Origin of the sequence: Streptomyces sp. NPDC057743 (assembly GCF_042798755.1) — a bacterium.
In the GTDB taxonomy this organism is placed as follows: domain Bacteria; phylum Actinomycetota; class Actinomycetes; order Streptomycetales; family Streptomycetaceae; genus Streptomyces.
In genome coordinates this window covers 271769-296859 of record NZ_JBHVJX010000004.1, presented here as the reverse complement: position 1 = coordinate 296859, position 25091 = coordinate 271769, and the positions used below count along the sequence as shown (strand labels likewise).

At 74.3% G+C, this 25091-nt stretch carries 24 protein-coding genes and 1 riboswitch; of the genes, 10 read left to right on the top strand and 14 right to left on the bottom strand.

The window, feature by feature from the left end:
• Positions 1–118 precede the first annotated feature (118 nt).
• Positions 119–718 carry a hypothetical protein gene (locus ACFVFQ_RS06655; RefSeq protein WP_383409740.1) on the bottom strand — a complete coding sequence of 200 codons (600 nt, stop codon included), beginning with the start codon at positions 716–718 and terminating at the stop codon, positions 119–121.
• 96 nt (positions 719–814) lie between these two features.
• Positions 815–1831, bottom strand: a complete 1017-nt coding sequence (locus tag ACFVFQ_RS06650; protein WP_383409737.1) for a cation diffusion facilitator family transporter — start codon at positions 1829–1831, stop codon at positions 815–817.
• A 573-nt stretch (positions 1832–2404) separates the two neighbouring features.
• Between ACFVFQ_RS06650 and cbiE the strand changes: the two genes are divergently transcribed.
• The 3 genes from cbiE to ACFVFQ_RS06635 all read left to right on the top strand — a co-directional run bounded on the left by cbiE (position 2405) and on the right by ACFVFQ_RS06635 (position 4984).
• Positions 2405–3706, top strand: coding sequence for a precorrin-6y C5,15-methyltransferase (decarboxylating) subunit CbiE (cbiE, locus tag ACFVFQ_RS06645; RefSeq protein ID WP_383409734.1), 1302 nt, complete (start codon positions 2405–2407; stop codon positions 3704–3706).
• 21 nt (positions 3707–3727) lie between these two features.
• Positions 3728–4495, top strand: a complete 768-nt coding sequence (cobM, locus tag ACFVFQ_RS06640; RefSeq protein ID WP_383409731.1) for a precorrin-4 C(11)-methyltransferase — start codon at positions 3728–3730, stop codon at positions 4493–4495.
• Between the two features lie 144 nt (positions 4496–4639).
• On the top strand, positions 4640–4984 hold the full coding sequence (locus ACFVFQ_RS06635; RefSeq protein WP_383409728.1) for a hypothetical protein: 345 nt from the start codon (positions 4640–4642) through the stop codon (positions 4982–4984).
• Between the two features lie 77 nt (positions 4985–5061).
• Here ACFVFQ_RS06635 and ACFVFQ_RS06630 read toward each other — a convergent pair whose 3' ends face one another.
• On the bottom strand, positions 5062–6225 hold the full coding sequence (locus ACFVFQ_RS06630) for a cobalt-precorrin-5B (C(1))-methyltransferase (RefSeq protein WP_383409725.1): 1164 nt from the start codon (positions 6223–6225) through the stop codon (positions 5062–5064).
• A gap of 17 nt (positions 6226–6242) precedes the next feature.
• On the opposite strand from ACFVFQ_RS06630, the gene ACFVFQ_RS06625 reads away from it, so the two are divergent.
• Positions 6243–7013 carry a cobalt-precorrin-6A reductase gene (locus ACFVFQ_RS06625; RefSeq protein ID WP_383409722.1) on the top strand — a complete coding sequence of 257 codons (771 nt, stop codon included), beginning with the start codon at positions 6243–6245 and terminating at the stop codon, positions 7011–7013.
• Between the two features lie 14 nt (positions 7014–7027).
• Here ACFVFQ_RS06625 and ACFVFQ_RS06620 read toward each other — a convergent pair whose 3' ends face one another.
• Genes ACFVFQ_RS06620 through cobG form a run of 3 tightly spaced genes read right to left on the bottom strand, consistent with a single transcriptional unit; the run spans position 7028 to position 10778 of the window.
• Positions 7028–8596 carry a precorrin-2 C(20)-methyltransferase gene (locus tag ACFVFQ_RS06620; RefSeq protein WP_383409719.1) on the bottom strand — a complete coding sequence of 523 codons (1569 nt, stop codon included), beginning with the start codon at positions 8594–8596 and terminating at the stop codon, positions 7028–7030.
• Positions 8593–9225 carry a precorrin-8X methylmutase gene (locus ACFVFQ_RS06615; RefSeq protein WP_383409716.1) on the bottom strand — a complete coding sequence of 211 codons (633 nt, stop codon included), beginning with the start codon at positions 9223–9225 and terminating at the stop codon, positions 8593–8595. Before ACFVFQ_RS06615 ends, ACFVFQ_RS06620 begins: the two co-directional genes overlap by 4 nt.
• Positions 9222–10778 (bottom strand): precorrin-3B synthase, encoded by a 1557-nt coding sequence (gene cobG / locus ACFVFQ_RS06610; protein ID WP_383409713.1) that lies wholly within the window; start codon positions 10776–10778, stop codon positions 9222–9224. Before cobG ends, ACFVFQ_RS06615 begins: the two co-directional genes overlap by 4 nt.
• 83 nt (positions 10779–10861) lie before the next feature.
• Positions 10862–11014, top strand: a riboswitch (cobalamin riboswitch).
• Between the two features lie 32 nt (positions 11015–11046).
• On the opposite strand from cobG, the gene cobN reads away from it, so the two are divergent.
• Entirely contained in the window at positions 11047–14649 is a 3603-nt protein-coding gene (cobN, locus tag ACFVFQ_RS06605) for a cobaltochelatase subunit CobN (RefSeq protein ID WP_383409902.1), read from the top strand.
• Positions 14650–14782: 133 nt separating this feature from the next.
• Here the strand turns inward: cobN and ACFVFQ_RS06600 are convergent, their stop codons facing one another.
• On the bottom strand, positions 14783–15520 hold the full coding sequence (locus ACFVFQ_RS06600; RefSeq protein WP_383409710.1) for a DUF4097 domain-containing protein: 738 nt from the start codon (positions 15518–15520) through the stop codon (positions 14783–14785).
• A 253-nt stretch (positions 15521–15773) separates the two neighbouring features.
• Here ACFVFQ_RS06600 and ACFVFQ_RS06595 point away from each other — a divergent pair, with 253 nt between their 5' ends.
• Entirely contained in the window at positions 15774–16058 is a 285-nt protein-coding gene (locus ACFVFQ_RS06595; protein ID WP_383409707.1) for a DUF1876 domain-containing protein, read from the top strand.
• A 66-nt stretch (positions 16059–16124) separates the two neighbouring features.
• Here ACFVFQ_RS06595 and ACFVFQ_RS06590 read toward each other — a convergent pair whose 3' ends face one another.
• The 4 genes from ACFVFQ_RS06590 to ACFVFQ_RS06575 form a co-directional block, all read right to left on the bottom strand.
• Positions 16125–17459, bottom strand: coding sequence for an LCP family protein (locus tag ACFVFQ_RS06590; RefSeq protein ID WP_383409899.1), 1335 nt, complete (start codon positions 17457–17459; stop codon positions 16125–16127).
• Positions 17460–17735: 276 nt separating this feature from the next.
• The gene (locus ACFVFQ_RS06585) at positions 17736–17930 is read right to left on the bottom strand and encodes a hypothetical protein (protein WP_383409704.1); all 195 of its coding nucleotides are present in this window, start codon (positions 17928–17930) and stop codon (positions 17736–17738) included.
• A gap of 199 nt (positions 17931–18129) precedes the next feature.
• Complete coding sequence (locus tag ACFVFQ_RS06580) at positions 18130–19095, bottom strand: M56 family metallopeptidase (protein WP_383409701.1); 966 nt, start codon at positions 19093–19095, stop codon at positions 18130–18132.
• Positions 19096–19098: 3 nt separating this feature from the next.
• Positions 19099–19569 carry a BlaI/MecI/CopY family transcriptional regulator gene (locus tag ACFVFQ_RS06575; RefSeq protein ID WP_383409699.1) on the bottom strand — a complete coding sequence of 157 codons (471 nt, stop codon included), beginning with the start codon at positions 19567–19569 and terminating at the stop codon, positions 19099–19101.
• Between the two features lie 217 nt (positions 19570–19786).
• Between ACFVFQ_RS06575 and ACFVFQ_RS06570 the strand changes: the two genes are divergently transcribed.
• Positions 19787–20362, top strand: coding sequence for a TerD family protein (locus tag ACFVFQ_RS06570; protein ID WP_383409696.1), 576 nt, complete (start codon positions 19787–19789; stop codon positions 20360–20362).
• Positions 20363–20411: 49 nt separating this feature from the next.
• Here the strand turns inward: ACFVFQ_RS06570 and ACFVFQ_RS06565 are convergent, their stop codons facing one another.
• The gene (locus ACFVFQ_RS06565; protein WP_383409896.1) at positions 20412–20867 is read right to left on the bottom strand and encodes a tellurite resistance TerB family protein; all 456 of its coding nucleotides are present in this window, start codon (positions 20865–20867) and stop codon (positions 20412–20414) included.
• 264 nt (positions 20868–21131) lie between these two features.
• Here ACFVFQ_RS06565 and ACFVFQ_RS06560 point away from each other — a divergent pair, with 264 nt between their 5' ends.
• The 3 genes from ACFVFQ_RS06560 to ACFVFQ_RS06550 all read left to right on the top strand — a co-directional run bounded on the left by ACFVFQ_RS06560 (position 21132) and on the right by ACFVFQ_RS06550 (position 22783).
• Positions 21132–21359: a hypothetical protein gene (locus ACFVFQ_RS06560; protein WP_383409693.1), complete on the top strand. Its 228-nt coding sequence runs from the start codon at positions 21132–21134 to the stop codon at positions 21357–21359.
• 166 nt (positions 21360–21525) lie between these two features.
• Positions 21526–21978, top strand: a complete 453-nt coding sequence (locus ACFVFQ_RS06555) for a DUF5994 family protein (RefSeq protein ID WP_383409690.1) — start codon at positions 21526–21528, stop codon at positions 21976–21978.
• A gap of 313 nt (positions 21979–22291) precedes the next feature.
• Positions 22292–22783 (top strand): DUF6344 domain-containing protein, encoded by a 492-nt coding sequence (locus ACFVFQ_RS06550; protein WP_383409687.1) that lies wholly within the window; start codon positions 22292–22294, stop codon positions 22781–22783.
• 323 nt (positions 22784–23106) lie between these two features.
• Here ACFVFQ_RS06550 and ACFVFQ_RS06545 read toward each other — a convergent pair whose 3' ends face one another.
• Together ACFVFQ_RS06545 and ACFVFQ_RS06540 are read right to left on the bottom strand one after the other, a co-directional pair.
• The gene (locus ACFVFQ_RS06545; RefSeq protein ID WP_383409684.1) at positions 23107–24603 is read right to left on the bottom strand and encodes a class I adenylate-forming enzyme family protein; all 1497 of its coding nucleotides are present in this window, start codon (positions 24601–24603) and stop codon (positions 23107–23109) included.
• Positions 24600–25085: a MaoC family dehydratase gene (locus ACFVFQ_RS06540; protein WP_383409682.1), complete on the bottom strand. Its 486-nt coding sequence runs from the start codon at positions 25083–25085 to the stop codon at positions 24600–24602. Before ACFVFQ_RS06540 ends, ACFVFQ_RS06545 begins: the two co-directional genes overlap by 4 nt.
• Positions 25086–25091 lie beyond the last annotated feature (6 nt).

The following is a 25091-nucleotide window of genomic DNA, read 5'->3' as shown; positions in this document are numbered from 1 at the left end:
CTGCCCCGGCGGTTGCTGCCATCCTCCAGGCAAGTCGGTGCGGGGGGCGGTCGCGAGCGGGGCCGGTGCCAACGGGTGATCGCGGGGACGCGCTCTGGCACGGCGCTCGCGCGGTGTCTCAGCCGGACCGTCGGGCCTTCCCGCGCCGGACCGCCCGGACCACCCCGGGGGCGAACAGCGCGCAGGCCAGGGCGGTCACCATCCACCCCATCTGTCCGCTCCCGCGCTCGGGTTCGGGCCGCGAGTCGGGGAGCTCGTCCAGATCGCCGGAGCAGGCCAGGGGTGCGGCGGACGGGGCGACGTAGACGCAGACGGTGGTGGCGGCCCGCAGGGTGCCGGGGGCCGGGTTGGGGCCGGCGGGCCGGTGGTCGCCGAGCACCGCGGTGGAGGTGAAGACCGCGATGTCGTGCGCGGGCAGATCGACGTGCCAGACGGCCCGCTGCTCGCCCGGGCCCTCCCCCTCGACGGTGCCGTCGGTGGCGGTGGCCGAGACCGTGGTGGCCGGCATCTCCTGTTCGACGCGGACGCCGGGCACCTCGTCGGGGCCCAGGTTGTGCACGGTGATGCGGTAGTCGAGCCGCTGCCCGGGCTCCGCCCGGTCGACGCCGTCGGTCACCGAGACCGACAGGGCCGGCGGGTCCTGCGGAACGTGTGCGGCGGCGGGCGGTGCGGGGAGCGCGGTGGCGCACAGCACCGCGCAGGCAGCGGCGGGTCGCATGACGTCATCCGAGCACCGCGGTGGCGCCGGTCGGCGGCTTGTGGGCCGTGCCCGGGCCGGGTTCACCCGAGTGGGGCGGACCGGGAGGGCGCGGGGTCAGTGCCGGTGCGGTCCGGGGCGGTGGATGGGGCCGTGGGAGTCGTCGCAGTGGCTGCCGGACGGCTGCACGGGGCCGGGGCCGGGGCCCAGGGTCAGCAGCTCGTCCTCGTCCTGTTCGCCGAGGTGGTCGACCTGGAGGGTGGCGTGGGTGATGCCGTACTCGGTGTGCAGCAGCTGCTGGAGGCTGCGGCGGACCTTGTGGCAGTCGCCGCCCGGGGCCACGAGGATGTGCGCGGACAGCGCGGGCTGTCCGGAGGTGATCTGCCAGATGTGCAGGTCGTGCACCTCCACGACCTGCTCTGCGGCGACGAGGTGGTCGCCCAGCGCGTCCGGGTCGATCCCGGCCGGGGCGGCCTCCATGAAGATCCGGCCCGACTCCCGCACCAGCCCCGTGCCGGCCTTCAGCATCAGCGCGACGACGACGAGCGAGGCGATCGCGTCGGCCCGGGCGAAGCCCGTGGTCAGCACGATCAGGCCGGAGATCGCGGTGGCGATGAAGCCGAACAGGTCGGTGAGGATGTGCTGGTAGGCGCCCTCGACGTTCAGGCTGGAGCGGTTGGCCTTCGACAGGAACCAGGTGCAGATCAGGTTCACCACGACACCGGACAGTGCGGTGATCACCACCAGGCCGCCGGTGACCTCGGGCGGCGAGATCAACCGCTGGACCGCCTCGTAGGCCAGCCACAGGGAGAGCACCAGCAAGGTGATGCCGTTGGCCTGCGCGGAGAGGATCTCGGCGCGCTTGAGGCCGTAGGTGTAGCCGCCCCGCGCGGGCTTCGCGGCCAGGCGCATCGCGACCAGGGCCAGCACGATCGAGACCGCGTCGGTGAGCATGTGGGCCGCGTCCGAGATCAGCGCCAGCGACTGCGCCAGGAAACCGATGACGACCTCGATCGCCATGTAGGCGGTCAGCAGGATGAGAGCGGCGCGCAGCCAGCGCCGGTCGGCGTCGGGGGAGACCCCGTGGGCGTGGCCGTGTGCATGGCTGTGCCCACTGTGGGCGTGCTCGGTCATGGCGCGCTCCTTCTCGGCTCCACCTTGCTCGTTCGCTGCGAAGCAAACCGCACTTCGGCAAAAGATCCAAAGGCTGCACCGGTGACCGTTGTCATTACCGTCGAACGGGCTATCGTGCCTGGTCAGGGCGGTGTGTTGCGGGAGTGCGCGGGCGGTGGCGCGATCCGGTCACGGAGGGGACGTCCGGCGTGTTGCGGGAGGCGCCCGGTTTCACGTGAAACATGCGTGCGGTTTCACGCGAGGTGGTGCCCGGGATCGGCGACCGGCTCGCGGTGCGCTGGCTTCCGTCGAGCGGGCGGGAAAGCGGGAAAAAGCGGACAGCGCGCGGATCCCCCTCGCGCGCTGCCCGGTCCATGGTCGGGCCCGCCTCGTTCCGGGCCCCCGGACAGTAATAGCAACTTATTGCGCATCGTGTGCAAGAGGGCGCGGGGTGGGCGCACTGGGACGTGCCGGGGCGCATGGGGCCTCCCCCGAAACCGCGGCGGCCCGGCCGGTCAGTAGAGTTCGGCACCCGTCCCCCGCGACGGCTCCGCCCCGCCGACCCGCCCCCTTCGCGCCCCGAGGTACTCCGCCGTGACTCCCCCGCTTCCGCTCTCCGTCGTTGGTATCGGGGCCGATGGCTGGGACGGTTTGGCGCCGGCCGCGCGGCGGGAGTTGGGCGCGGCCGAGGTGTTGATCGGCGGGGCGCGGCAGTTGGCGTTGCTGCCGGCCGAGTGCACGGGCGAGCGGGTGGCGTGGCCCTCGCCGCTGCGGCCCGCGGTCCCCGGGCTGCTCGCCGCGCATGCCGGGCGGCGGATCTGCGTGCTGGCCAGTGGGGACCCGATGTTCTACGGGATCGGGCGGACCCTGACCGAGGTGATGGCACAGGACCCGGCGGTGTGGCGGCCGCTGCGGGTGGTGCCGCACCCCTCGTCGGTGGCGTACGCCTGCGCCCGGTTGGGCTGGGCGGTGGAGGACACCGAGGTCGTCACGCTCGTCGGGCGGCCCGCGGAGAACCTGGTGCGGGCGCTGCACGACGGGCGGCGGGTGCTGGTGCTGTCGGCCGGGGCCACGACGCCCGGCGAGGTCGCGGCGCTGCTGCGGGCGCGGGGCTTCGGCCCGACCCGGATGCGGGTGTGGGAGCAACTCGGCGGCGCGCGCGAGCGGTTGGTCGAGGGCACCGCGCGGGCGTGGGACGCGCCCGCCGGCGATCCGCTCAATGTGATCGCGCTGGACTGCGCGCGGGAGCCGGACGCCCCGCGGCTGCCGGTCGTGCCCGGGATCCCCGACGACGCCTACGAGCACGACGGCCAGTTGACCAAGCGTCATGTCCGGGCGGCCACGCTGGCCGCGCTCGCCCCCGCGCCCGGCGAACTCCTCTGGGACGTCGGCGGCGGCTCCGGCTCCATCGCCGTCGAATGGCTGCGCGCGCACCGCAGTTGCCGGGCGGTCAGCGTCGAGCGGGACGCGGCGCGGGCGGCCCGGATCGGCCGCAATGCGCGGGCGCTCGGCGTCCCGGACCTCCAGGTGGTGCACGGGCCGGCGCCCGCCGCGCTGGCCCAACTGCCGGTGCCGGACGCGGTGTTCGTCGGCGGCGGGCTGACCGCGCCGGGGCTGCTGGACGCCTGCTGGGAGGCGCTGCCCCCGGGGGGCCGGCTGGTCGCGAACACCGTGACGCTGGAGTCCGAGGCGCTGCTGACCGAGTGGTACCGGCGGCACGGCGGCGAGTTGGTGCGGCTCGCGGTCGCCCACGCGGTGCCGGTCGGCGGCTTCACGGGGTGGCGGCAGGCGATGCCGGTCACCCAGTGGTCGGCGGTGAAGCCCGCGCGCCCCGGCGCACCGGAGCCCGGCCCGCAGGGGACCGCCGCGCCGTCCCGCCCCCAGGACCCCTCGTAACCTCCCCAGGAGACCGACAGCATGACCGTTCACTTCATCGGCGCGGGCCCCGGCGCCGCCGACCTGATCACCCTGCGCGGCGCCCGCACCCTCGCCTCCTGCGGGGTGTGCCTCTACGCGGGGAGCCTGGTGCCGCGCGAACTCCTCGCCGCATGCCCGCCCGGGGCGCGGCTGATCGACACCGCGCAGCTCGACCTGGACGCGATCACCGCGGAGCTGGTCCGCGCGCACGAGGAGGGCCACGACGTCGCCCGGCTGCACTCCGGCGACCCGTCCGTCTTCAGCGCGGTGGCCGAGCAGATGCGCCGGCTGGACGCGGCGGGGGTGCCCTACGAGGTCGTGCCGGGCGTGCCGGCGTTCGCCGCGGCGGCGGCCGCCCTCAACCGCGAACTGACGGTGCCCACCGTCGGTCAGACCGTCATCCTCACCCGCGTCGCCCAGCGCGCCACGCCCATGCCGGACGGCGAGGACCTGGCGACCCTGGGGCGCAGCGGCGCGCTGCTGGTGCTGCACCTCGCGGCGATGTACGTGGACCGGATCGTGGACGAGCTGCTGCCGCACTACGGCGCGGACTGCCCGGCCGCCGTCGTGGCGATGGCCTCCCGGCCCGAGGAACTCGTCCTGCGCGGCACGCTCGGCGACATCGCCGGGCAGGTGAAGGCCGCCGGGGTGGTCCGGACCGCGGTGATCATGGTCGGTCGCACGTTGGGCGCCGAGCAGTTCCGCGACAGTCACCTCTACTCGCCGGAGCGGGAGCGGCCGCACGCGCCGTGTGCCGAGGGCGCCTGAGGCGGCGTCAAGAGCCGTGCGCCGCGGGCCTGTCCGACTGAATTGTATGACCGCATCGGGGTGAAAGTCCGTTTTCCTGCCGTCGGACGCCGGTAAGGAAGCGTCGACACCCAAGGGGGATCGACGCTAAGGAGCACATCCACGATGCGTACCAGAATGGCTGCCGGCGCGGTCGTCGCCGCGACCCTACTGACCCTCACCGGTAGCACCGTCGCCAGCGCCAACGGCAAGGACACCCCGCCCCGGATGAAGGACAGCCCCATCCAGATGACCGCCTGCGCCCTCGGGACCGTGCTGGGCGCGCTCACCGGCGGGGACGCCAACTGCGTGCGGGACCGGATGGGCCGTGCCCGCGAGGACCAGCGCCGGACGGGGCAGCGCAACGACGAGTTCGGCCGCGGCGCCGGCCGCGCGGACGACATGGGCCGTTCCAACGGCACCGGCCGCGAGGACGGTATGGGCACCGGAGAGACGCTGCCGCGGATGTGACGAGGGCGCGGAGCGGGGGCCGGATCGATCCTGGTCGGCCGGCGCGGGGTTTCACGTGAAACCCCGCGCCGGCCGCGCTAGGTCCCCGGCCCCCGCGGCTCTGCCCGGCCCACCACCAGCCCCGCCCGGTCGATGCAGATGACGTCGACCGCGACCGGCGCGCCGCGCAGGACGGCCAGCGACTCGTCCCGGGCCGTGGCTGCCACCAGGTCGCCGAGCGGAACACCGGCCGCCGCGCACAACTGGAGTGCGGCGAGGCCGGTGTTGGCGTCGGCCACCGCCTCCGCCAGCGCCTCGTCGGCACCGCCGCGCCGGGCCAGTTCGGCCAGGAAGCCCTTGTCCACCTGGGACCGCGCCGAGTGCAGGTCCAGGTGCCCGGCAGCCAGCTTGGAGAGCTTGGCGAAGCCGCCGCAGATCGTCAGCCGGTCGACGGGGTGGCGGCGGATGTACTTGAGCACCGCCCCCGCGAAGTCCCCCATGTCCAGCAGCGCGTCCTCCGGCAGGTGGTGCAGGGCGACGGCGACCTTCTCCGATGTCGAGCCGGTGCAGCCGGCGACGTGCCGCCGGCCCGCGGCCCGGGCCACGTCCACCCCGCGCCGGATCGAGTCGATCCACGCCGAGCAGGAGTACGGCACGACGATCCCGGTCGTGCCCAGGATCGACAGCCCGCCCAGGATGCCCAGGCGCGGATTCCAGGTGCTGCGCGCGATCTCCTCGCCGTGGTCGACGGAGATCGTGACCTCGACGTCCGCCCTCGCGCCGGGTCCCCGGTGCGCCTGTGCGACGCGCGTCAGATGCTCCTGGATCAATTGGCGCGGTACGGGATTGATGGCGGGCTCGCCGACGTCCAGCGGGAGTCCGGGGCGGGTGACCGTGCCCACGCCGGGGCCCGCCCGGTAGACCACGCCGCTGCCGGCCGGCAGCGCCCGCACCGTGGCGCGCACCAGCGCCCCGTGCGTCACATCGGGATCGTCCCCGGCGTCCTTCACCACCCCGGCCATGGCGGTGGCCGGTTCCACCCCGGCGGCGGTCAGCTCCTCGATGGCGAGCGCGAAGGCCGGCGTCTGCCCCTTCGGCAGCGTGATGGTGACCGGGTCCGGGAACTCGCCGCTCAGCAGCGCGGTGTAGGCGGCCGTGCTGGCCGCGGTGGCGCACGACCCGGTGGTCCACCCGTGCCGCAGTCCGGTGCGCGCGAGCTGTGCGCTGCGGCCTCCCGTACCCTTCGGTTGCGTTTCACCCACGGAGGATCCCGCCGCTCATGTCGTCCACACCCGTCCATGACCCCGCCCGCCATGTGTTGGTCCTCGGCGGCACCACGGAGGCCCGTCGGTTGGCCGCGGCGTTGGCGGTGGAGCCGGGGGTGCGGGTGACGAGTTCACTGGCCGGGCGGGTGGCGGCGCCGCGGCTGCCCGTCGGGGAGGTGCGCATCGGCGGGTTCGGCGGCCCCGAGGGCCTGGCCCGCTGGTTGCGGGAGCACGCGGTGGACGCGCTCATCGACGCCACCCATCCTTTCGCCGGCACGATCAGTTTCCATGCGGCCCGGGCCGCCGCCTGTGCCCATGTTCCCCTGCTGGCGCTCCGCCGCCCCGGCTGGGGCGCGCAAGCCGGCGACGTCTGGCACCCGGTCGCCTCCCTCGCCGAGGCCGCCGCCGTTTTGCCCGCGCTCGGCGGCCGGGTCTTCCTGACCACAGGCCGGATGGGCCTGGCGCACTTCGCCCACCTCACGGACCAGTGGTTCCTGGTCAGGTCGGTGGAGGCGCCCGAGCCCCCGCACCCGCCCCGGATGACCACGCTCCTGGACCGCGGCCCGTTCACCCTCGACGGGGAACGGGAGTTGCTGCGCCGCCACCGCATCGACGTCCTGGTGACGAAGGACAGCGGCGCCGCGGCGACCGCACCCAAGCTGGCCGCCGCCCGGGAGGCCGGGGTGCCGGTGGTGGTCGTCCAGCGGCCACCGGTCCCGGAGGGCGTGCCGGTGGCCGCGGAGCCGGACGCGGCGGTGGCGTGGGTGCGGGCGCTGCTCGGCTGACGCCCCGTGAGCGGTCAGCGCTCCGGGTACCGCCGCGGCGTCCAGACCGCCTCCGTACCGTCGTCGCGCCGCACCCGCCGGGTCTGTGACGAGCCGATCAGCAGGATCGTGCGCATGTCGACCTGGGTGGGGTCGAGGTCGGTGAGCGGGACGGTGCGCAGCGACTCCTCGGGGCCGCCGATGTCGCGGGCGAGCATGACCGGGGTGTCCGGCGCGCGGTGCTCCAGCAGGACGTCCCGGGCCTTGGCCACCTGCCAAGTGCGGCTGCGGGAACCGGGGTTGTAGAGGGCCAGCGCCAGGTCGGCGGCGGCTGCCGCGCGCAGCCGTTCGGCGATCACCTCCCAGGGCTTGAGCCGGTCGGAGAGCGAGATCACCGCGTAGTCGTGGCCCAAGGGGGCGCCGGCGCGGGCGGCGGCGGCGTTGGCGGCGGTGACACCGGGCAACACCCGCACCGGGATGGCGCGGTAGGGCTCCTGGGACGCCACTTCGAGGACCGCGGTGGCCATCGCGAAGATGCCCGGGTCGCCGCCGGAGACCACCGCCACCCGGCGGCCCCGGCGGGCCAGGTCCAGGGCGAACTCGGCGCGCTCGGACTCGACCTTGTTGTCGGAGGCGTGCCGGCGCTGGCCCGGGCGCACCGGGACGCGGTCCAGGTAGGTGGCGTAGCCGACGAGGTCGTCGGCGGCGGCCAGGGCGCCGCGGGATTCCGGGGTGAGCCAGCGCGGCCCGGCCGGGCCGGTGCCCACCACGACCACCTCGCCGGCGTCCGTGGCGGCCGGCTCCGGCTCCTCGGTCGCGGTGGCGATGCGGCTGGGGACGACCGCGACGGAGAAGTACGGGACGCTGTCGGCGTCGACGTCGGAGAGCGCGCCGGTGCGCTCCCCGGCCATCGTGGCGCGCTCGACATAGCGGGCCTCCGGCATCCGGCCGGAGCGCTCCAGAGCACGGCGGACGGTGGGGAAGGTGCGGCCCAGCTTCATCACCACCGCGGAGTCGGTGGCGCTCAGACGGGCCGTCAGCTCCTCCTCGGACAGCGTGCCGGGGAGGACGGTCAGCACCTCGTCGGCCTCGGTGAGCGGGGTGCCCAGCCGGGCCGCGGCGGCGTTGATCGAGGTGACGCCGGGCACGACCTCGGTCGGGTAGCGGTGCGCCAGCCGCTTGTGCATGTGCTGGTACGAGCCGTAGAAGAGCGGGTCGCCCTCGGAGAGCACCGCGACCGTGCGGCCGGCGTCGAGGTGGGCCGCGAGCCGCGCCGCCGCCGCCTCGTAGAACTCGTCCAGGGCGCCGCGGTAGCCGCCGGGGTGGTCGGTCGACTCGGTGGTGACCGGGTAGACCAGGGCCTCCTCGATGTGGTCCGGGCGGAGGTGCCGGGCGGCGATGGAGCGCGCGATGGAACGGCCGTGCCGGGCGCTGTGGTACGCCACCACATCGGCCTCGGCGATGACCTCCACCGCCCGCACGGTCATCAGGGACGGGTCGCCGGGGCCGAGGCCGACGCCGTAGAGGCGCCCGGTGTGCCGCGGGGGCTGCGCGGCCGGCTGGTCCGGCGCACCGCTGGGGGACTGCTGCTCGCTCACGCTCACTCTTCCTCGCTCGCCAGGGCGTTGAGCGCCGCCGCGGCCATGGCGCTGCCGCCGCGCCGCCCGCGCACCACGATGTGCTCCAGCTTCGACGGGTGGTCGATCAGCGCGTCCTTGGACTCGGCGGCGCCGATGAAGCCGACCGGTATGCCGAGGACGGCGGCGGGGCGCGGCGCCCCCTCCTCGATCATTTCGAGGAACCGGAAGAGGGCGGTGGGGGCGTTGCCGAAGGCGACCACGGCGCACTCCAGCTTGTCCCGCCACAGTTCGAGCGCGGCGGCGCTGCGCGTGGTGCCCATCCGGGCGGCCAGCTCCACAACGGCCGGATCGCCGAGGGTGCACAACACCTCGTTGTCCGCGGGCAGTCGCTTGCGGGTCACGCCGCTGGCCACCATGGTGGCGTCGCACAGGATCGGCGCACCGGCGCGCAGCGCGGCCCGGGCACTGGCCACGACGCCCGGGGTGAAGGCCAGATCGCGGACGAGATCGACCATGCCGCAGGCGTGGATCATGCGGACCGCGACCCGGCTGACGTCGGCGGGCAGTTCGGACAGGTCCGCCTCGGCGCGGATGGTGGCGAAGGACTGGCGGTAGATGGCCGCCCCGTCCTTTTCGTAGTCGAACGCGGTCACTGGAGCCTCGGGGTCGTGGGTTGTGGGGTGGAAGGGGGGTGTGGGGAGTCGGAGGGGGGTGCCAAGTCCCGTGATTCCGGGGTGGGTTCGGCCCCTTCGTGGGAAGCCGGGCCCGGCGGAGGTGTTTCACGTGAAACGGCGCCCTGCCGGGGCGTTTCACGTGAAACATCCTGTGGGGCAGGGGAGTTGGGGTGCACGGCGGTGGTGCGGTAGCCGTCGGGCGTCGCCAGGACGTCGGTCCAGGCGCCGTGCGGATGGCCGCAGCGCCGTGCGCAGCCCGACCAGTGGACGGGCGGGCCGACGGGCGGGGCGGGGGCGTCCGCCGGGACGGGCCGGCCCTCGGCGAGGGCGGCCGATGCGTCGCTTCGCACGTCCGTCAGGGACTTGGCGCAGCCGGGGAGGCCGGTGCAGGCGGTGACCCCGCGCCACGGGGAGGCCGGGTCGGTGACCAGACCGGCGGCGGCGAGCTCGCCCAGCCGTCCCTCCGCCGCGTCCGCCGGCAGGCCGGGGACGACGATGCCGCGCCAGGGCGTGAGGCGCAGCGCGCCGGAGCCGTCCACCGCGGCGACCTCGGCCAACAGCCGCCACTGGGCCGCGGTCAGCCGGCCGAGCGGCGCCAGGACCACCAGGGCGCGGCGGCCGTCCGGGCCCTCGACCGGGCCGGGGACGGTGGCATCGGCGTACGGCACCGTCGGCCGCGGGCCGGGCGTCTTCGCGTGCGCGACGGGCTCGGCGGGCTCGGCGGGCTCGGCGGGCTCGGCGGTGATGCCCGCGGCACGCAGCGCGCCGCGCACGTCATGGGCGGTGAGCGGTCGCGTGGCGGGGAGTTCGGTGACCCGCCAGGCGCCGCTGCCGCTCTCCGCCGCGACGGCCAGGAAGGTTTCGGCGGCGATCAGCGCCGCCCGCGGGACGTCGTCCGGCGCGATCCGCAGCGCCGCCGGGTCCGCGCCGACGCGGAGCAGCGCCCCGTACCCGGACGCCGCCCCCGGCGCGAACGCGGTGCCCGCCGGGGCCCGTCGGCCGGATTCTGCGAGCAAGGTCACATCGCCGCCGAGCCCCGCCACATCGCCCCGCCCGTCGTCCAGGACGAACAGAAAACGGCCCGAAAGGGCCGTCGCCGGCTCGCTCGCGCACAGCAGCGCATCCAGGCTCCGGGCCCACAACCGCACGTCGGAAGGGGTGTGGTGGTCCAGCCCGGCCAGCGGCGAGGCCAGCACGTTGCGGATCCGCTCATGACGTACCGACGGCAGCAGTCCGGCGTCGGCGAGGAGGGCGGCCAGGCGGCCGCCGCACCCGTCGGGCAGGCCGCGGAGTTCGACGTTGCCGCGGGAGGTGAGCGAGAGGTGCCCGTCGCCGAGGCGCTCTGCGGCGTACGCCAGCGCGCGGGCCTGCGATGCCGTCAAGTCCCCTGCCGGCAACCGGACTCGGGCCAGTTCGCCGTCGGCTGCGGAGTGCAGCCGCAGCGCTCCCGGGCAGGCGTCACCGCGGTCCCGCACGGGCGGTCCGGCCCGGTCGGGGCGTCGAGAGGGGGAGGGCGGCATGGCGGCGAGCATACCTACGCGTCGGATCCCGGAACCGTGGCGAGGGGGGCGCACGGGCGGCCCGTCCAGGCGCGCTCCCGCGGCTCGGCCGCAGCCCTTACTATGCAGGTCGGCGGGTCGGCTGACCCGCCGGACGCCAGCGACGGCGCCAAGGGAGGAAGCCCGGTGAGAATCCGGCGCGGTCCCGCCACTGTGAACCCGGCCACCGCCGGGTGAGCCAGGAACTCCCGCCGTCCATACGACCACCCGGGGCGTGGAATCCCCGAGGAAGGGCTGCGCCGTGATCCTGCTGCTGTCGACCTCCGACACCGATCTGCTCAGTGCCCGCGCGGCCACGGGACCCGTGCCGTACCGGCTCGCCAACCCCGCCCGCCTCGACGTCGCCGACCTCCCGGGACTGTTGGAGGGCGCGGACCTCGTCGTCGTCCGCCTGCTCGGCGGCATCCGCGCCTGGGAGGACGGCCTGGACGTGCTGCTGGCCGCGGACCAGCACCGCCCGGTCGTCGTCCTCACCGGCGAACAGGCCCCCGACGCCCAGCTGATGGAGGCGTCCACGGTCCCGGTCGGCATCGCTGCCGAGGCGCACGCCTACCTCGCGCACGGCGGTCCGGCCAACCTCGACCAACTGGCCCGGTTCCTCAGCGACACCGTGCTGCTCACCGGACACGGCTTCGAGCCGCCCGCGGCCGCGCCGTCCTGGGGCCCGCTGGAGCGCCCCGCCTCGGAGGCGACCGGCCCGACGGTGGCCGTGCTCTACTACCGCGCCCACCACATGAGCGGCAACACCCGCTTCGTCCACGACCTCTGCGACCGGATCGAGGAGGCCGGCGGCCGCCCGATGCCGCTCTTCGTCGCCTCGTTGCGCGCCCCCGAGCCGGAGTTGATCGAGGAGCTGCGCGCGGCCGACGCCCTGGTCACCACCGTCCTGGCGGCCGGCGGCACCAAGCCCGCCGGGGCGTCCGCGGGCGGCGACGACGAGTCCTGGGACGCCGGCGCGCTGGCCGCCCTGGACGTGCCGATCCTCCAGGCGCTCTGCCTGACCGGGTCGCGGGCCGACTGGGAGGCGAACGACGAGGGGCTCTCGCCGCTCGACGCCGCCTCGCAGATCGCGGTGCCCGAGTTCGACGGGCGGCTGATCACCGTGCCGTTCTCGTTCAAGGAGATCGACGAGGACGGCCTCCCGGTCTACGCCGCCGACCCTGAACGGGCCGCCCGGGTCGCCGGGATCGCCGTCCGGCACGCCCGGTTGCGGCACATCCCGGCCGCCGAGAAGCGGCTGGCGCTGGTGCTGTCGGCGTACCCCACCAAGCACTCCCGGATCGGCAACGCGGTCGGCCTGGACACCCCGGCCAGCGCCGTCGAGCTGCTGCGCCGCCTGGGGGCCGAGGGCTACGACTTCGGCACCGAGCCGGTCCCGGGGCTCGCGTCCGGCGACGGCGACGAGCTGATCTACGCCCTCATCGAGGCCGGCGGCCACGACCAGGAGTGGCTGACCGAGGAGCAGTTGGCCCGCAACCCGGTCCGGATACCGGCCGCCGACTACCGCCGCTGGTACGCCACGCTGCCGCAGGAGCTCCGGGACTCCGTGGAGGAGCACTGGGGCCCGCCGCCCGGCGAGATGTTCGTCGACCGCAGCCGGAACCCGGAGGGCGACATCGTGCTGGCCGCCCTGCGCCGCGGCAATCTGCTGATCCTCATCCAGCCGCCGCGCGGCTTCGGCGAGAACCCGATCGCGATCTACCACGACCCCGATCTGCCGCCCTCCCACCACTACTTGGCGGCCTACCGCTGGATCGCCACGCCCGCCGCCGACGGCGGCTTCGGCGCCGACGCCATGGTCCACCTCGGCAAGCACGGCAACCTGGAGTGGCTGCCCGGCAAGAACGCCGGCCTGTCCGCCGCCTGCGGCCCGGACGCGGCCCTCGGCGACCTGCCGCTGATCTACCCGTTCCTGGTCAACGACCCGGGCGAGGGCACCCAGGCCAAGCGCCGGGTGCACGCCACCCTCGTCGACCACCTCGTCCCGCCGATGGCCCGCGCCGACTCCTACGGCGACATCGCGCGCCTGGAGCAACTGCTCGACGAGTACGCCGCGATCTCCTCGATGGACCCGGCCAAGCTGCCCGCCATCCGCGCGCAGATCTGGACGCTGATCCAGGCCGCCAAGTTGGACCACGACCTGGGCCTGGAGGAGCGCCCGGAGGACGACGGGTTCGACGACTTCCTGCTGCACGTCGACGGCTGGCTCTGCGAGGTCAAGGACGCGCAGATCCGCGACGGGCTGCACGTGCTGGGCGCCGCCCCGGCCGGCGAGGCCCGGGTCAACCTCGTCCTGGCGATCCTGCGCGCCCGGCAGATCTGGGGCGGCACCTCCGCGCTGCCCGGGCTCCGCGAGGCGCTCGGGCTGGACGAGTCGGCCGCCACCCGGACCGCGGCCGACGACGCCGAGGCCGTCGCCCGCGGCCTGGTCCAGGCCATGGAGGACGCCGACTGGGAGCCGGCCGCGGCCTCCCGGGTCGCCGAGGGCCACCCGGAGGCGGTCGCCGCGATCCTCGACTTCGCCGCCCGGGAGGTCGTCCCGCGACTGGCCGCCACCACCGCCGAACTCGATCACGCGGTGCACGCGTTGAACGGCGGCTTCGTCCCGGCCGGCCCGTCCGGCTCGCCGCTGCGCGGCCTGGTCAACGTCCTGCCGACCGGCCGCAACTTCTACTCCGTCGACCCCAAGGCCGTGCCCTCGCGGCTCGCCTGGGAGACCGGACAGGCGCTCGCCGACTCGCTGTTGGCCCGCTACCGCGACGACAACGGCGACTGGCCGCAGTCCGTGGGCCTGTCCCTGTGGGGCACCAGCGCGATGCGGACCTCCGGCGACGACGTCGCCGAGGCGCTGGCGCTGCTCGGCGTCCGCCCCGTGTGGGACGACGCCTCGCGCCGGGTCACCGGCCTGGAGGCCATCGAGCTCGACGAGCTCGGCCGCCCCCGCATCGATGTCACGCTGCGCATCAGCGGCTTCTTCCGCGACGCGTTCCCGCACGTGATCGGCCTGCTGGACGACGCGGTGCGGCTCGTCGCCGGCCTCGACGAGCCCGCCGAGGGCAACTTCGTCCGGGCCCACGCCCAGGCGGACCTCGCGGCGCACGGGGACGAACGCCGCGCCACCACCCGGATCTTCGGCTCCCGCCCCGGTACCTACGGCGCGGGCCTGCTCCAGCTCATCGACTCCCGCGACTGGCGCACCGACGCCGACCTCGCCGAGGTCTACACCGTCTGGGGCGGCTACGCCTACGGGCGCGGGCTGGAGGGCCGTCCGGCCCGGGAGGAGATGGAGACCGCCTACAAGCGCATCGCGGTGGCCGCCAAGAACACCGACACCCGCGAGCACGACATCGCCGACTCCGACGACTACTTCCAGTACCACGGCGGGATGGTCGCCACCGTCAAGGCGCTCAAGGGCAAGGCCCCCGAGGCGTACATCGGCGACTCGACCCGTCCGGAGACGGTCCGCACCCGGACGCTGGTGGAGGAGACCTCCCGGGTCTTCCGCGCCCGGGTCGTCAACCCCCGCTGGATCGAGGCGATGCGCCGCCACGGCTACAAGGGCGCCTTCGAACTCGCCGCCACCGTGGACTACTTGTTCGGCTACGACGCCACCACCGGCGTCGTCGCCGACTGGATGTACGACAAGCTGGCCCAGACCTACGTCCTGGACCCGGAGAACCGCGCCTTCCTCCAGGAGGCCAACCCCTGGGCGCTGCACGGCATCGCCGAGCGCCTGCTGGAGGCGGAGTCCCGCGGCATGTGGGAGAAGCCGGACGCGGAGACGCTGGCGGCGCTGCGGGAAGCCTTCCTGGAAACCGAGGGCGAGCTGGAGGGCGAGGAGTAAAGCCCCAACGCGGGGCAAGGGGGCGGTGTTTCACGTGAAACCGTCGGCGTTTCACGTGAAACACCGCCCCGCGCACGCCAGATGGGCCCGGTCACCCCTCAACTCTTAGGCCGGCGCGGCGAGTCGGCCGGCCTCAGCTCCCCGCGGTCCGGGCGCGAAGCTCCCCGTTGCCGGTGGTCAGATCGAGCTGGTACCGCCCGGCCGGGTCGTCGTGGACACCGATCCGCTTGGCGCCGTTGCCGGTCTGCGCGGAGACCCGGTAGGGGGCGTGTGGCACGGTGACCGTGAGCGCACCGTTCGACGTCTTGGCCCGGACGTTCTGCGGGGCGGTCGCGGTGAGGTCGATCTCGCCGTCGCTGGTCCTGGCCTCAACGCCCTTGCCTGCGAGGCCCTTTCCGGTGATCGCGCCGTTGCTGGTGCGCACGTTCACCGGCCCGGACACCCCGTCCAGGTCGATCTCCCCGTTGCTGGTGGTCACCCGCACCGCGGCTACCTTGGACAGGCTCAGCGCGCCGTTGGACGTTTCGCCGGTCACCGGGACGGTGCCGGGCAGCTCGACGGTGTAGTCCACCGAGCAGCCGTTGCCGCAGCCGCCGAGCACCAGCGTCCCGCCCTCGACCCGGTGCGTGGGCCCCTGCGGCCTGTCGCCCCGGTAGGTGACCGTGCGGTGCACGCTGGCGGTGTCCCCGCCCTTGCCGCCGTGCAGCGTCACGCCGCCGTTGCCGGTGTCCACCCGCACCGACGTGATCTTCTGCGGCAGCGTGGCGTCGTCGGAGAAGGTCTCGCCGGCCACCAGGCTGCACGCGCCGAGGGCCAGTACCCCGGCCCCGGCCAGCGCCGCCGCCCCGATGAAGCGGACGCTCCTGCGCATGAAATCCCCCCGGAATCCGTTCCGTTCACGGCTCCGGGTGGTGCCCGTCGCCCCGTGTCCCGCGCCCGGGCGGACGGCGCGGTGGCCGTCGCTCAGGGCTGGATGACGACGACTCTAGGCGGCCCGCGGCCCGCCCGACCATGGGGCTATCCCCCGCAACGGGACGGGTGCGGGCCTCCGGGTGCGACGCCTGGGCGCCGGTGCGACGCTGAAGTGGTCGGGACTGTTCCCCTGCGGTAGGAGGAGGATTCCGGTGGCCGGCACGGGTGAGCGTAGAAAGACGTGGAACGCCGAGATCAACATCGTCGAGGCCGGCACCGAGGTGCGGGCCGAGGCCCGGCTGCGCGGCAAGGAAGGCGGGCAGATGGTCGGCGAGGGAACCGCCAAGTGCAATCCGGCGGACGAGAACGTCCCCGCCATCGGGGACGAGTTGTCGGTGGCGCGGGCGCTGTCGGACCTCAGCCATCAGCTCCTCAGCCGCGCCGCGCACGACATCGAGGTGCACACCGCCCGTCCCGTCGAGCGGCTGCACGCCTGACGGGACGGGAGCGCGGCGCCCGGGCGGACGGCGGACGATGGGGCCGCTCCGCCCGGGCGCCGCGCGTCAGCTCTCGATCGTGGAGATGTCCGGGCCGACGGTCAGCGTCACGGCCCCCGGTGTCGCCTGCGCCGACTCCACCGCCTTGACGCCGGGCAGCCGCGCGGCGAGCACCTCGGCCTGGGCCTTGAGGGCCGGCGGGTAGCTGATGGTGGTCTTGTCGGTGGGCTTGCCGTTGTCGGTGGAGACGACGGTGAAGCCGAGCGGGCGCAGCTTCTGCGCGCCCACCCCGGCGAGGCCGGTCTTGTCGGTGCCGTTGAGCACCCGCACCCGGACCGAGCGCGCGGTGATCGGGTTCTTGGCGGCGTCGGCGAACTTCTTCTTTCCCTCGGCGCCGACCTCCCGGTCGTGGGCGAGGTCGCCGAACAACTCGCTGGCCTGCGGGTATTGCCAGATGACGTTGGCCTTGTCGGTGGGGACGTCCGCCTCGCGCGGGTAGGTCGGCACGGTGAGGAAGGTGAGGCGGTCGGAGGGGATGTCCTTGACCGTGGCGGCGAGGTCGTAGAGCGGCTTGATGCCGGCCAGGTCCTGGTCGGTGGTGAGGGACTTGGTCGCCGAGTCCAGGAAGCCGTAGAGGTCGGTCGGGCTGGTCAGCTTGGACTGCGCCTTGGCCGCGAGCGCCTTCATGAACTCCTGCTGGCGGCCGATCCGTCCGAGGTCGGAGCCGTCGCCGACGCTGTAGCGGGTGCGGACGTAGCCGAGCGCCTTCTCGTCCTTGACGGTCTGGCAGCCGGCCTCCATGTCGAGGTGGGCCTTCTTGTCGTGGATGGCCTGCTTGGGGCAGACCTCGATGCCGCCCAGCGCGTTGACCATGCCCTTGAAGCCCTGGAAGTCGACCGAGACGAAGTGGTCGATGCGCAGCCCGGTGTTCTTCTCGACGGTCTTGATGCTGCACGCCGCGGCCTTGCGGACGTCGCCGCTGAGCCCGCCGATCGAGAACGCCTCGTTGATCTTGAAGTGGTGCGGTGTGGACTTCCCGCCGTCGCCCTTGTCGCACTCCGGGATCCGCACCCAGGAGTCGCGCGGGAAGGACACCGCGGTGGCCCACTTATGGTTCGCCGCGATGTGCAGCACCATCAGGGTGTCCGACTGCATGGTGGTCAGGCCGCCGCCGTACTTGTCGCCGGTGCCGGCCCGGCTGTCGGAGCCGACGACCAGGATGTTCTTGGAGCCGGGGCTGAGGTTGACCGGCCGGTCGGTGCCCAGTTCGCTGTTCACGTCCGCACCGTGGATGTTGCCGTTCAGGTGCTGGTACACCCACGCGCCGGTCCCGATCACGCCCAGCAGGACGACGCCGAGCACCCCGCCGACCCAGGCCACCACCCGGCCGCGCCGGGTCATCCTGGTCTTCCCGGCCTTCCGGGAGCCGCCGGCCCGTCGCCCGGCGCCCGACCGTCGGCGCTCGGCGCGGCCGCCCTCCGCCGCGGCCCGACCGCCCCGGTTCCCGTCGCCCCGCCGGGCCGCCTGCTTGTGCGTCTGCCTGTCATGCACGCCGATGGTCCTTCTGGAGCTGGTCTTGCTGGGTGGAGGGGGATGCGGAGGGCGCGCCACCGGATGCCGAGAACGGCGGATACGGCGGACGCAGCGGGCCGGGGGGCGGCGGCCCGCACCGGTGTCTCAGATGCCCTCGGTGGGCAACAGCCGGACGGATTCCGGGTCGTAGCGGAGCCACTGCGGACTGCTGCCGCCGGGCACGGTGCGCAGCAGGCACCAGGTGTCGCCCGCGTCGTCCGTCCACCACGCGCTGATCCGACCCAACTCCCAGGCACCGTCGGGATATTGGACCTCGACCGGCTGATAGACCCATCGCACCTCCGCCTCTGGAGGCGGGCTGTCCCAGGTCAGGGGTCCGCACCTCGTCGCCATCTCCCCCTCCGGCAGCGCCCGTTGCGCATGTCAGCCGCAACCCTACCGGCAACTTTTACAACGCTGTAGAAGTTGGTTGGTGTGCTACGGATCACAGATTGCGTCCGCACCACGGCGACTTGGAGAGCCCGGGGTCAGTCTGCACTCACCACGGCGTTGCTGCCTTCAGAACGAGGAACAGAGCTACCGCGGCGTTCAACGAGGAGAGCGCGGAGGCCGCGGTGCCGGCCGCCGCGACCAACGCGGCCAGCCCCGCCGGCGTCAGCGCCGGCGGCCAGGTGCGGGCCGACGGCACCGGCCCGAGCAGCGCCGCCACCCGCCGTGGCACCGGCCCCGGTTCGGGCGCCGCGAACTGCGTCACCAGCGGAAACGGCGCGGGCCGCGAGAGCAACGCCGCCTTCCCCACCGCCCGCGCGGTCAGCCGCCGATCGCCGACCGCCCGCGCCGCCTCCTCGTCCGCCCAGCGCTCGGCGCTGAAGGCGACCGCCGAACGCAGCGGCAGCAGCAGCGGGTTGACGCAGCCGGCCAGTCGGACGGCGAGCAGCGAGCGGTGGTGACGGCAGTGCAGATGCGCCTGTTCGTGGGCGAACAGGGCCCGTTGCTCGTCGCCGTCCAGGTGGTGCAACATCCCCCGGGAGACCGCGATCCGGCCGGGCCGGGCCCCTCGCCCCGGCCGCGCGGGCGTACCGGGCACGGCATAGGCGTAGGGCTCGTCGTCCGGCAGCACCACCGGATCGACGCCGGTCGGCAGGACGGCCAGCGCGCGGTGCGCCCGCTCCCGGATCCGGCGGTCCCGGCGCAGCGCGCCGCCGCTCACCACCAACGCCCCGGTCAGCGCGAAGATCGCCGCGACGCCGGCCACCTCGGCGTACGGGACCGCGGCCCGCACCTCCGGGTCCGACCAGCCGTCCGGCAGTGGGTTGCCGGGCAGTTGGGCGGTGCCGACGACCACCAGCAGCGCCAGGCAGACCGTGCTGCACAGGCCGAGGACCACGGAGAGCAGGGTCAACAGCCGAGTGGTGACCCGGGGATGGAGGTGCTGCTCCGCGAGCCGGGCGATCGGCAGCGCGGTGAGCGGCAGGACCAGCGGCAGGAAGACGAAGACGCCCACCCTTCACCCCCCGTGTGCTTCGTCCGAGCCGTCCGCGCCCCCGGTGCCCGGGCCGCCGCCCGGGGTGCCGTCGTCCTCGGCGCGGGCCAACAGGCTGCGCAGCACGTCCTCGTCGTGCGCCGAGAGCGCCGAGACGAAGCTGGTCAGCACGGCGTCCCGGTCCGGTTCGCCGTCCAGCACGCGACGCATCCGCAGCGCGGCGAGCCCGGCCTCGTCGGCCGCGGGGGTCCAGGCGTAGGCCCGGCCGGCGCGTTCGCGGGTGACCGCGCCCTTGGCGTGCAGCCGGGACAGGATCGTCATCACGGTGGTGTAGGCCAGGTCGCCGCCCAGCCTCTCCTGAACCCAGGCGGCGGTGGCCGGCCCGGGCGCGTGGTGCAGCGCGGCCAGCACCTGGGCCTCCAACTGGCCCTGCCCGCGCCGGGCCCGCTCCCGCCCGTTGCCGCCGCGGGCCTTGCCGAAGGGGGTGGTGCCCATGTCGTCGCCTCCCGTCGCACCGGGCGTCCCGCGGGCTGGGACGCCGGGGCAGTTTACGGCGGTGGTCGCGGCGATCCGACGGGCTTTTCCGGGTGCACCCCCACGGCGCCGCGCCCCGCCACCAACTTCTACAGTCCTGTAGTTTTTCCGCCACGTCCTAGTTCACCGCCGGCGACCGCCAACGGCAACCGGCACCGGTCACCACCTGGAGGGAAGCATGGGAGTCTCGCTCGCCAAGGGCGGCAACGTCTCGCTGTCGAAGGAGGCGCCCGGCCTGACCGCGGTGTCGGTCGGCCTCGGCTGGGACGTGCGCACGACCACCGGCGCCGACTACGACCTCGACGCCAGCGCGCTGCTGTGCACCGACGCCGGCAAGGTCGCCTCCGACCAGCACTTCGTCTTCTACAACAACCTCACCAGCCCGGACGGTTCGGTCCAGCACACCGGCGACAACCTCACCGGTGAGGGCGAGGGCGACGACGAGACCCTCAACGTGACGCTGAGCGGGGTGCCGGCCGAGATCACCAAGATCGTGTTCCCGGTCTCGATCCACGACGCCGCCGGCCGCGGTCAGAACTTCGGCCAGGTGCGCAACGCCTACATCCGCGTCGTCAACCAGGCCGGCGGCGCCGAACTCGCCCGCTACGACCTGACCGAGGACGCCTCGACCGAGACCGCGATGGTCTTCGGCGAGCTCTACCGGCACGGCGCGGAGTGGAAGTTCCGCGCCGTGGGCCAGGGTTACGCCTCCGGACTGGCGGGCATCGCCGCGGACTACGGCGTCAACGTCTGACGCACGGGGCGGCAGGCGGGGCGGGGGCACGAGGCCCCCGCTCGCGCGTTTAGAGGTCGAACTCGGCCGGGGGGATGCCCAGCGCGAAGCACACCTCGCGCACCACCGCGCGCTCGGTCGGGTCGAAGTCCCCGTCCGCGCCGCCGATGACGACGCCGATCTGGAGCACCGCCCGCGCCTCCACCGGCTTCTTCTTCACCTTCCCTATCTCCTGCATCAGCGCGACCTTGCCGAAGTCGAAGTCGGCGGCCAGCTTGTCCAGGCAGCCCTCGAAGCGGACCCGGAGGTCCTCGGCCGGGAAGTTCTGGAGCACCTCGTTGGTGGCGATCAGCTGCGCCACCCGCCGCCGCTCGGTCGGGTCGACGACGCCGTCGGCGGCGGCCACCAGCGCACACATCGCCATGCTCGCGTCGCGGAAGCCCCCGCTCTTGAGGTCGTTCTTCTTGGCGACGAGCTGGCTCTGCATCGTCGTCGCGGACTCCTTGATGCGGTCCCACAGCGCCATCTGGATCTCCTCGGCTGGTCGTGCGGCGAGCATGCGGAGGGCGGGCCCTGGGCATGCTTCAGGCATGCGTTTGGTCATGCGGAAGTAAAATCTACTGCCCCGTAGAAGGTGCGCTGATGCCACCCCCCGTCGGCATAGCCGGCTTTGGCGCGATACGTTCCCGCAGCGCGGAGTACGGTGGAAAAACCACCGGAAGGCGAAGAATTTCCGAGAATGCCCGCGGTGTCGGCTTAGGGGGCACCCGGGAGTATGCGGGTGAACGCCATGCAGACCTTCTTGAGCGTGATCGTGCTGCTGGCCCTGGTGGCGATGGGCGTGCTGTTCATCGTCCGGGTCAACGGCCAGACGGCCGGACGCCCCGCCCCGCACCGGTACGCGCATCTGAAGGACTCGTTCGGCAAGCGGCTGCACAAGCACGCGCACGACGCCCGCCCAAAGGCGCGTACGACCGGTCCGGCGCCGCCCTCCCGGGAGCCGGACGACGACCGGTGACCCCGGCCGCCGGGGCCGCCCGCCTGCCGCCCGACCCTGCCCGCGCTCTCCGCTCCGTTCGAGCAGGGGAGGCCCCGCACCCCGCGACGACCGGCTCCGCCTGGCCCCTTCCGTTGTCGGCGACCGCGACCGCAGCGGCCGTCGCCCGTCGCGTCAGGAGCGCCACATGACGACCGCCCCCGAGGGCCGCTCCCCGCACCCCCGCCCCGCGCAGCACCACGCACCGCCCCCGGTCGCCCGCCTGGCCATCGCCCCGCACGCCGAGGTGGCCCGGCGGATCGACGGGGTGTGGTGGCCGCACTCCACCGACCTGCTCGCCGAACTCCCCGAGCTGCTGGCCGCGTTGCCCTTCGAATGGCCCCGGATCACCCACGCCACGGTCAACGGCACGGGCTGGTCCGCGCTGCCCGGCCACATCATGGTCGCCGGCCATGTCGTCCGCCTGCGCCGCACCACCAACCGCCCGGGACCGGACACCCTCTGCCTGGTCGCCGCCGGCGACGGCCGCTGGGACCTGCTGCTCCTCCCGCCCACGACGCCCGAGGCCACGGCGGTCCGGACGATGGCGGAGATGGCACAGCCGTCGCGGAGCGCCTGGCGGCCGCCCGCGCCCGCCTGACACATAGTCACATCCCGTCCGCCCGCGCCTTCCCGTTGGTCCCCGGCATACCTCCGGAACCCGAGGCGCGCATCCGCCGGCCCCGCCCCACCCCACCCGCAACGCCGCGGAACGGGCCGCCCACCGCCTCCCGACTCGCCTTCGGCCTGCGGTTTTGCGGGGGCGACTACTGCGGACGGGTGGTGTTCATCAGAAGAACGCCGATCCGGGGGCGTCGGTCCGTGAATCCTCCCATTGCGTACTCATCATAAGAAAACGCAACAGAAGGAACGCGTGGATCCCTCCCAGGGATCCCGACCGAAAGCGAGGGACCATGGCTGCGACCAAGGTCATGAAGTTCTGGGCGGTGTGCCTTGCGGTGCTCGGCAAGCTGCTCGCATCACTGGGCGTCTCCGCCGCCGCCTCCGCGGCCCGCCGCGAGGCCGCCGTCCACCACTGCCCCCTGACCACCACCGCCACCGACGCGGCCCGCCCGGAGGCTGCGGCGGGACCTGAACCGGACCACGAACCAAGGCCGTTGATGCCTGCCGACGAGCCCGTGAGGCCGTTTGTGCCCGCCGCGCGCACCGCGCCCCGGCACGGTCAGGACGGTACGGTCCGGCGCAGGTTCCCGTTGCCGACGCTGCCGCCGACCATCAAGCAGCGGATCCGCGCCGAGGCGCACGGCTCCTCCCCCACCTCGCGCCACCGCCGCGCCGCCGGCGCCCAGCCGCTGCCCACCGCGCCGTGCACCAGCGCAGACCCGGTCACTCCGGCCATTCCGGCGGCCCGTCGCCGTGCGCACACCACCGCCGGTGTCGCCTGAGCCGCGTGGGCGCCTGCGCGCCGGCAAGCGCGGCGCGGAGCACACGAGTTGGTCACCGGCAGCCCCACGTCATGTCGCGAGCACCGGACTTGGTCGGCGACGACAGGCAAGACCGCCGCGGGGTCGCCACGATGAGCAGGATCGATCCGCAGCGCAGGGCGTGACACAGCGCCGCGCAGCACGGCACACAGCACGACCGACAGCAGAGACTCCCAGCAGTAACCTCAGCAGTACCCACAGACTTTGATGTGACGTTGCATGCGACGTCGGCGGGCACGAGCTAGCCGCGGTTTCACGTGAAACCGCGTATGGCGGACGGCCGTTCAGCCTCCGGAACCGGCAATCGGTCCCGACGCCAGGCCCAACTGGGCGCGGAGCGCGCGGGTGTCGGTCTTTCCGTTCGCGGTGAGCGGGAAGGCGTCGACGACATGGACCGCGTTGGGTTGTTCGTACTCCGCCAGGTGCGGGGCGAGCCGCCGGCGCCAGAGGAGCGGGGCCTCGCCCTCAGGGTCCGCGACGACGAAATGCAGCGCACTGCCCCGGCGTTGGTCGGGGACGGCCAGTACCTTGACCGGCCGGCCACAGGCTTCGGCGCGGCGCTCCAGGCTCTCGGGGTAGAGCGTGAAGCCCAGCCGGTGCACCGCCTGGTGGCGGCCCACGACCCGCACGATGCCATCGGTGTCGACGCTGCCGAGATCGGCCGTCGGATACCAGGCGTCCCGGTCGACCGGTGCGAGCGAGCCGTCCTCCTTGAGGTAACCCGCCATCAGACCGGGGGAACGCGCCTCGATGGCGCCGAGTTCGCCGGGATCGGCGACCGTGCCGTCGGGACGCATCACGCGCAGCCGCACGCCGGGCAACGGACGCCCGCAGCCGTGCGGCACCTCGGGCGTTGCCAGCGCGACATTGCCGAGTTCGGTCAGGCCGTAGCCGTCGAGGAGCGGGCGGCCCAGCGTCGCGTGGAACGACTCGGCCAGCGGGGCGGGCAGGGGGGCGCCGCCGACGCCCCAGATCCGGACCCGTTCGAGCGCGGCGCGCGCCTCGGGGCGGCGGCGCACCACGCCCAGCAGCGAGTGGTAGGTGGACGGGGCGGCGTCGACGGCGGTGGCGCCGTGCGCCGCGGCCTGGCCGACGGCCGCGTCCAGCCGCTGGTAGGGGGTGACCAGCAGGGTGCACCGGGACAGCCACCACAGCAGGATGACGGAGAGCCCGTACTGGTGGGAGAAGGGCAGCAGGGGGGCCATCACGTCGCCCTGGTGGTAGCCCATCGCCTCGATGGTGCGCAGCGAGTTGTCCAGCACGGCGGTGCCGGGCTTGACCACGCCCTTGGGGCGCCCGGTGGTGCCCGAGGACCACAGCACCAGCGCGTCGTCGCGGTGGAACCAGGCGCTCAGGTCGACGGTGTCGTCGTCGGGGTGCGGCGGGGCGTCGGCGGGCGGGCGGGGGTAGGTCAGGACGCGGTCGGTCGGGAGGTCGGGGAGGGCCGCTGTGGGGTTGGCGGTGACCTGCCAGCGAGCGCGGGACTGGCGGGCGGCCGCGGCGGCGTCCGGCAGGGGGAGCCGGTGGTCCAGCGGGACCAGGGAGGTGTCCAGGTGCATCAGGGCCAGCAGCGTCACGACGTAGTCGACGCTGTTGTCGCCCTGGACCAGGACCCGGTCGCCGGGGCGGACGCCGAGGGCCCGTAAGGCGCGGGCGGCGGCGTGGACCCGGTGGTCGAGGGCCGGGCCGCCGAGGCGGGCGGCGGCGTCGGCGGGGGCCGCGGCGCCGTCGAGCAGGTGGGCCGCGGCCACCGGCGGGGCGGGCGCGATGGTGTCGGTCATGGGTGCTCCGATCCCGTGGGGTCGAGGGGGCGCCGGGCCGGCTCCGGTGCGGCGGGGCCCAGCAGCGACGCGGTGGTGGTGGCCACCCAGGTGCCGTCGGGGGCGTGGAAGGCGGACTCCACCGTGAGCAGCGGGCGGCCGGCGAGGGTGCCGGCGGCGGCGATCCGGACGGTGGCCCGCAGGGTCTCCCCGGCGTGGACGGGGCGGGCCAGGCGCACCGACTGTTCCCGGTGCACCGCGCCCTCGGGCGTGAACCCGGGCTGCCGGGCGAGGAGTTGGTCCTCCGCCTCGGCGGCCAGGACGGCGAGGTAGGTGGGCGGCGCGATGACGTCGGGGTGGCCGAGCGCGCGGGCGGCGGCCGGGTCGGTGTGCGCGGGGTGCGGGGTGCCGCCGAGCGCGGTGGCGTAGGCGGCGAGGTGGCCCCGGTCGAGGGTGTAGGTGCGGGTCACGGCGGGCGCCGGGCCCGCCGGTTCCTCGGGCATCGGGGC

Bases quoted from the DNA above. Each gene is read 5' to 3' on its own strand.
- ACFVFQ_RS06550 (WP_383409687.1), top strand. From the start codon at position 22,292: ATGGCTGCGACCAAGGTCATGAAGTTCTGGGCGGTGTGCCTTGCGGTG.
- ACFVFQ_RS06565 (WP_383409896.1), bottom strand. From the start codon at position 20,867: ATGGCGCTGTGGGACCGCATCAAGGAGTCCGCGACGACGATGCAGAGC.
- ACFVFQ_RS06555 (WP_383409690.1), top strand. From the start codon at position 21,526: ATGACGACCGCCCCCGAGGGCCGCTCCCCGCACCCCCGCCCCGCGCAG.
- ACFVFQ_RS06560 (WP_383409693.1), top strand. From the start codon at position 21,132: ATGCAGACCTTCTTGAGCGTGATCGTGCTGCTGGCCCTGGTGGCGATG.
- ACFVFQ_RS06625 (WP_383409722.1), top strand. From the start codon at position 6,243: ATGTCGTCCACACCCGTCCATGACCCCGCCCGCCATGTGTTGGTCCTC.
- ACFVFQ_RS06635 (WP_383409728.1), top strand. From the start codon at position 4,640: ATGCGTACCAGAATGGCTGCCGGCGCGGTCGTCGCCGCGACCCTACTG.
- ACFVFQ_RS06540 (WP_383409682.1), bottom strand. From the start codon at position 25,085: ATGCCCGAGGAACCGGCGGGCCCGGCGCCCGCCGTGACCCGCACCTAC.
- ACFVFQ_RS06655 (WP_383409740.1), bottom strand. From the start codon at position 718: ATGCGACCCGCCGCTGCCTGCGCGGTGCTGTGCGCCACCGCGCTCCCC.
- ACFVFQ_RS06600 (WP_383409710.1), bottom strand. From the start codon at position 15,520: ATGCGCAGGAGCGTCCGCTTCATCGGGGCGGCGGCGCTGGCCGGGGCC.
- ACFVFQ_RS06570 (WP_383409696.1), top strand. From the start codon at position 19,787: ATGGGAGTCTCGCTCGCCAAGGGCGGCAACGTCTCGCTGTCGAAGGAG.
- ACFVFQ_RS06575 (WP_383409699.1), bottom strand. From the start codon at position 19,569: ATGGGCACCACCCCCTTCGGCAAGGCCCGCGGCGGCAACGGGCGGGAG.
- ACFVFQ_RS06650 (WP_383409737.1), bottom strand. From the start codon at position 1,831: ATGACCGAGCACGCCCACAGTGGGCACAGCCATGCACACGGCCACGCC.
- cobG (WP_383409713.1), bottom strand. From the start codon at position 10,778: ATGCTCGCCGCCATGCCGCCCTCCCCCTCTCGACGCCCCGACCGGGCC.
- cobM (WP_383409731.1), top strand. From the start codon at position 3,728: ATGACCGTTCACTTCATCGGCGCGGGCCCCGGCGCCGCCGACCTGATC.
- ACFVFQ_RS06545 (WP_383409684.1), bottom strand. From the start codon at position 24,603: ATGACCGACACCATCGCGCCCGCCCCGCCGGTGGCCGCGGCCCACCTG.
- ACFVFQ_RS06590 (WP_383409899.1), bottom strand. From the start codon at position 17,459: ATGACCCGGCGCGGCCGGGTGGTGGCCTGGGTCGGCGGGGTGCTCGGC.